Annotated in this window: 5 protein-coding genes; 1 reads left to right on the forward strand and 4 read right to left on the reverse strand. The window is 43.9% G+C overall.

Annotated features, from left to right (window positions below; genetic code table 11):
- Window positions 1–224 precede the first annotated feature (224 nt).
- The 4 genes from cysN to KDK67_RS13470 all read right to left on the reverse strand — a co-directional run bounded on the left by cysN (window position 225) and on the right by KDK67_RS13470 (window position 4395).
- Window positions 225–1769, reverse strand: a complete 1545-nt coding sequence (gene cysN, locus KDK67_RS13455; RefSeq protein ID WP_250869374.1) for a sulfate adenylyltransferase subunit CysN — start codon at window positions 1767–1769, stop codon at window positions 225–227.
- Window positions 1766–2674: a sulfate adenylyltransferase subunit CysD gene (cysD, locus tag KDK67_RS13460; RefSeq protein ID WP_250869375.1), complete on the reverse strand. Its 909-nt coding sequence runs from the start codon at window positions 2672–2674 to the stop codon at window positions 1766–1768. The genes cysN and cysD overlap by 4 nt, the downstream gene beginning before the upstream one ends.
- On the reverse strand, window positions 2671–3420 hold the full coding sequence (locus KDK67_RS13465; RefSeq protein WP_250869376.1) for a phosphoadenylyl-sulfate reductase: 750 nt from the start codon (window positions 3418–3420) through the stop codon (window positions 2671–2673). Before KDK67_RS13465 ends, cysD begins: the two co-directional genes overlap by 4 nt.
- A 114-nt stretch (window positions 3421–3534) precedes the next feature.
- Entirely contained in the window at window positions 3535–4395 is an 861-nt protein-coding gene (locus KDK67_RS13470; protein WP_250869377.1) for a 4Fe-4S binding protein, read from the reverse strand.
- Window positions 4396–4602: 207 nt separating this feature from the next.
- Here KDK67_RS13470 and KDK67_RS13475 point away from each other — a divergent pair.
- A partial coding sequence (locus KDK67_RS13475) for an inorganic phosphate transporter (RefSeq protein WP_250869378.1) occupies window positions 4603–5435 on the forward strand: 833 nt, incomplete at its 3' end.

Raw genomic sequence — 5435 nt, forward strand, 5'->3', positions numbered from 1 at the left:
AGATGTGTTGAACGAACTCGGATATATCTCAAAGAAGCTCGAGCAAAAGGACATTTTCGACCTTCGTTTTGTTGAAGAATTAAGACTTTGAATTTTTTTTATTTTTTTAAAAAAAAGGTGAAAGACCTGCCAACTTTAACAGAAGGCAGGAAATGTGCCCATAATAGAGAGGCAATAACTCCGCACCCATCTATCAAATGCAGAGGTATCCCATCTCAATAAATTCAACTGCTCAAATGATCAGAGCACAAAACCACAGACACACCTGATTTCGTAACAATCTTGCACAGATCCTCAATTGTGTCGGAATATTGCTCACTGTCAACCGGGATTCCCTTGCAAAGGGTTTCAAGCAGCAGATCATCATCCACGTAGATACAATGTGTACCCTGCATGGAAAGGCGGTCATAATTGGCCTGTGCCTCTTCCCTTTTGTCTCCTGGATATCTTATAACCTTCGTCTTTACAGCTTTGCATGCTTTGTCAGGAGATACCTGATTGTATTTCGTGATCATGCCGGCAGCAGCCGTCTGATTGGTGTGGGGATCAATTACAATAAATGAACCCGTGATCTTGTTCTCAGAATAAATATCGGCAAATATCGGGGTCTTTAACTCAACCTTAACTTTTCCGATCTCATTTAATCTCAAAAACTCCGAAGGTTTCATGCTGATGTCTTCAGGATCAAACTCATGAAGTACTTCTGAGAAATTTCCTTTAACCGTGCTGGTAGTATGCTTGATTAAATAATCCTTCCCTATTTCCATGGGAGCGCTATCCATCCATACTACATTCGCCTCCAGACTTCCGGCAATTACAGGAAGGTCATCAACCTTCGCGATCATATCACCGCGGCTTATGTCAATGTCATCCTCAAGGCAAAGGGTTACTGCCATAGGAGCAAAAGCATAATCGAGGTCCCCGTCATACGTGACGATTTTTGAAATTTCACTCGTTTTTCCCGAAGGGAGAACTCTTACCTTCTCTCCTTTGTGTATAACGCCTGAAGAGATTGTGCCACAATAACCCCTGAAATCGTCGCCTCCCCAGTTAACATACTGGACGGGAAACCGGAAATCAGTCAGGTTGCGACCACCGGATATATTTACATTCTCCAGGTAATCAAGCAGTGGCGATCCCTGGAACCAGGGCATATTGGCGCTTCGTTCGATGACATTGTCACCTTTGAGGGCACTTATGGGTATATAATAAATTGATTCATCTGATAACTTATCAGAAAAAGCATTATACTCGCTTACAATATTTTCAAACACTTCTTCTGAATAATCAACAAGATCCATTTTATTGACTGCAACTACAAAGTTCCGGATACCAAGAAGAGATGAGATAAATGAGTGCCGTTTTGTCTGTGTTACAACTCCGTTCCTGGCATCAATAAGAATCAGGGCAAGCGATGCATTTGATGCACCTGTAGCCATATTTCTTGTATATTGCTCATGCCCGGGGGTATCGGTAATAATAAAGCGCCTTTTTGGAGTCGAAAAAAACCTGTATGCGACATCAATTGTAATTCCCTGCTCCCTTTCTGATTTAAGGCCATCAGTTACCAGGGAATAATCAATATCCTGGTTCCTATGGGTTTTCGAGAATGTCTTAATTAAATCCAGTTGATCCTCGAATATTGATTTTGAATCGTATAATAATCTCCCAATAAGGGTTGATTTACCATCATCCACACTTCCTGCAGTGGCAAACCTCAATAGATCAATATTCTGATTTCGTTCAACTAAAGAGTCAGAACCCTTCAAAAGTATCCCTCCTTCTTCTTTTGCTCCATGGAGCTATCCTGATCCTGATCGATTATTCTTGTAATACGCTCGGAATGGCGGGCAACCATCATCTCCTCAATGATCTTCGGCAAAGTATCTGCCTCTGACCGTACTGCACCCGTACAGTAATGGCACCCCAGTGTCCTGAAGCGGCACATAACTTCCTTGGTCTCTTCCTCATGTTCATCCGTATAAACCGGAATTAGCTGGCCATACTTCTCAATAACCGGTCTTTTCTTTGCAAAATAAAGAGGAACGATCTCAATTTTTTCATGGTAAATATATGTCCAGATATCAAGTTCGGTCCAGTTTGAAAGAGGGAATACCCTAATGGATTCGCCCGGATCTATCTTTGAATTAAAGAGGTTCCAAAGCTCAGGTTTCTGGTCCTTCGGATTCCACTGGCCATGCTTGTCACGGAATGAATAAATTCTTTCCTTTGCCCTTGATTTCTCTTCGTCCCTCCGGGCGCCTCCAAACGCTGCATCATAGCCGCCTTCCTTTAATGCGTCAAGGAGTGCTTTCGTCTTAAGCTCGGCACAACATTTGACCGTTCCTACCGAAAGGGGACTTATCCCTTTCTTAAGGGCTTCCTCGTTTCTGTGAACCTTCAGGTCAAGATTGTGCATTTTCGTATAGTAATCCCTGAAGGCGTACATTTCAGGAAACTTGTATCCGGTATCAATATGCAATAAAGGGAAAGGTACTTTTTTCGGGTAAAAGGCCTTGATCGCAAGATGGGCCATCACCGACGAGTCCTTGCCTACTGAATACAACATCACTGGATTTTCAAATTCTGCAGCGACTTCTCTGATAATGCTTATGCTTTCCGCTTCAAGTGTCTTTAAATTTGAAAGCCGATAAGATTCTTCCTTAATGGTCATATTTGATCCTCCACTAATTTATTTCCGGAATGAAGTCCACATTCCTTCTTGGTTGCTTCTTCCCACCACCAGCGCCCTTCACGTTCATGCTGACCTGGGAGAACCGGTCTGGTACATGGTTCACAGCCAATACTGGCATATCCCTTCCCATGGAGTTCATTGTACGGGACATCGTTTTCCCTTATGTGATCCCATACCTGCTTAGAGGTCCAGTTTGCCAGAGGATTGAACTTCACAAGTGTACCATCACCGAACGCTGAATCAACTTCTATCACAGGGATAGATGCACGTGTGTTAGGGCTCTGATCCTTACGCTGACCGGTGATCCATGCAGCCCTCGTGCTAAGGGAACGCCTTAATGGATCAACTTTCCTGGCACCACAACATTCTTCGTGTCCGTCCTTATAGAATGAGAACATACCTTTATTGAGAACCAATTCTTCGGTCTTTTCCCTGTTCGCAAAGAAGATCTCCAGTGGGATGTTGTATTTGTCCCGGACCACATCGAAGAATTTGTAGGTTTCAGGATGCAGACGGCCGGTATCAAGGGAGAAAACACTTACATCTGCTTTGATCTTGGATGCCATATCAATAAGGACGACATCCTCAGCACCACTGAATGCAATAGAGATACCATTGTCAAACCTCTTCAAAGCATATTCAAGAATTTCCTGGGGCGAACTGTCTTTGTAGCCTTCAGCTAACTGTTTTATTTCTTTTATTAATTCCGGATTTGGTTCTGGCATAGTTCCATTTCCCGATCATTTTGATCAAATCATTTGTTGAAATTATAATTATCAAAGCTCAAACGAAATAAGGTCCAGATAACAGCTATACACTGTTTATCTGGAAAACTCAATTCATTCCAGCACAAAGCCCTTGAACTCTTCGAAGCCTACACGCCGTATAGTATCTCCGAACCGTTCGCCTGAAGATGCTTCCTTTTTGAAGAACTCCACTGACCTCTCGATTATCCCGAAAAGGGTATTCTCATCCACGAGTTCGGTCAGTTTGACAGCAAGTCTTGGCTGTTTTCCAACCTTGCCACCAACGTAGATCGTGTACCCTTCTTTTGACCTGATCCATGCGTCCGTAGGGCATATCAAGAGACACTGGCCACACAGGATACATTTGTCCCTGTCATAATACAGAGCTTCATCCTCGACCTTGATCGCATCTACGGGACACCCTGTTTGACAGAGACCACAATAGGTACAATCATCCTCTACCCATTTTGGCTCAAGCCCTCCCATTACACCAAGGTCGTTCTCCTGTGCTTTCATACATGATGCCGGACAGCCAGTAACTGCGAATTTGAACTTGCCGGGAAGTTCCATGGCAAAGTACTTCTCATCGATCTTCTTTGCAATGTCCTGTGCGTCGATCAGCCCACGTGGACAGATGAGATTGCCCTGACAGGCAACAACTCCACGAACTCTCGGACCACAGGTGCCCTGATGGACATCTCTTTCCTGAAGCTCATCAAGAAGATCCTCTGTGTCATCAAAGGGAACATAAGAGATCTCAAGCCCCTGACGTGCAGTTATGTGAACCTCACCTTTGCCATACTTCTCAGAAGCATCTGCAAGTGCCCGAAGCTGGTCAGAAGTTAACTGACCCCCGACAACACGAAGTCGCATTGAGAAAAGGTCTTCTTTTTGCTTCTGTCGAAGAAAACCGCCTCTTTTGAGACGTTCATAGTTAATCGTCTTTTCACTCATGTATTATCACCCTAACTTCCGCAGATTGAGATATATATGTATATAAAAAGGCAAAAGTTGCACTTATTAGTGGTAATTTTAGCCCCATTGCCCACTGCTATATAACAAATTCACATTCATTTGCTATATAGTTACTTCGAGTGTGAGATGGAAAATCAACATATATAAATGAATTGAAGTGACAATATTGAAAGGAGCTACTAATAAATGATCATAGCACTGGCTGCAATAGCATCTGCGATCTTCATGGGGATCAACATTGGCGGGAACAATGCAGCAGCAGCTATGGGAGCAGCTTATGGTGCAAGAGCCCGTACTAAAAGACAGGCAGTAATATTAATAGCTGTTTTTTCCCTGCTTGGAGCAATACTTAGCGGCGAGGATGTTATCAGGACGCTTGGTGAAGGAATAGTATCTGGCAACACGATCACACTTGTAGCAGCTATTATTGCAACAAGTGCAGCTGCGATCAGTCTTTTCATCGGAAACGTACTGAAGGTTCCGATATCTGCGAGCCAGTCAGCTGTAGGAGCGATCGTAGGAATTGGCATATTCTACGGGATACTCGATATTCAACTGCTATCAAAGATAGTTGGATGGTGGATAGCTACCCCGATAATTGCATTTGTACTTGCTTACCTTTCCGGGAAATATATTCACCCCAGACTTGTTGTCTGGCTTGTCGAACATGAATCGGAAGCACAGATCAGAAGCACTATTAAGAAGCTTCTGATAGTATCCGGCTGTTATGTTGCCTATTCGGCAGGTGCAAATAATGCGGCCAATGCAGTTGGACCTCTGGTAGGAGCAGGATTCATGGACCCAGGAACAGGAGCCATAGTCGGAGGGCTTACCCTTGGCATTGGAGCGATATTGATAGGCGGTCGTATTCTCGAGACAGTCGGGACGGAGATCGCAGAGATCTGTACCATTCGTGCGATATTTATTGAAGCCATCGCAGCAATTATTGTGCACAGTGCTTCTATTGCAGGCATACCTGTTGCACTGGGTCAGTTAGTGCCGGCAGCAGTTATTGGCAT

It is taken from the genome of Methanococcoides seepicolus (assembly GCF_023684405.1).
In the GTDB taxonomy this organism is placed as follows: domain Archaea; phylum Halobacteriota; class Methanosarcinia; order Methanosarcinales; family Methanosarcinaceae; genus Methanococcoides; species Methanococcoides seepicolus.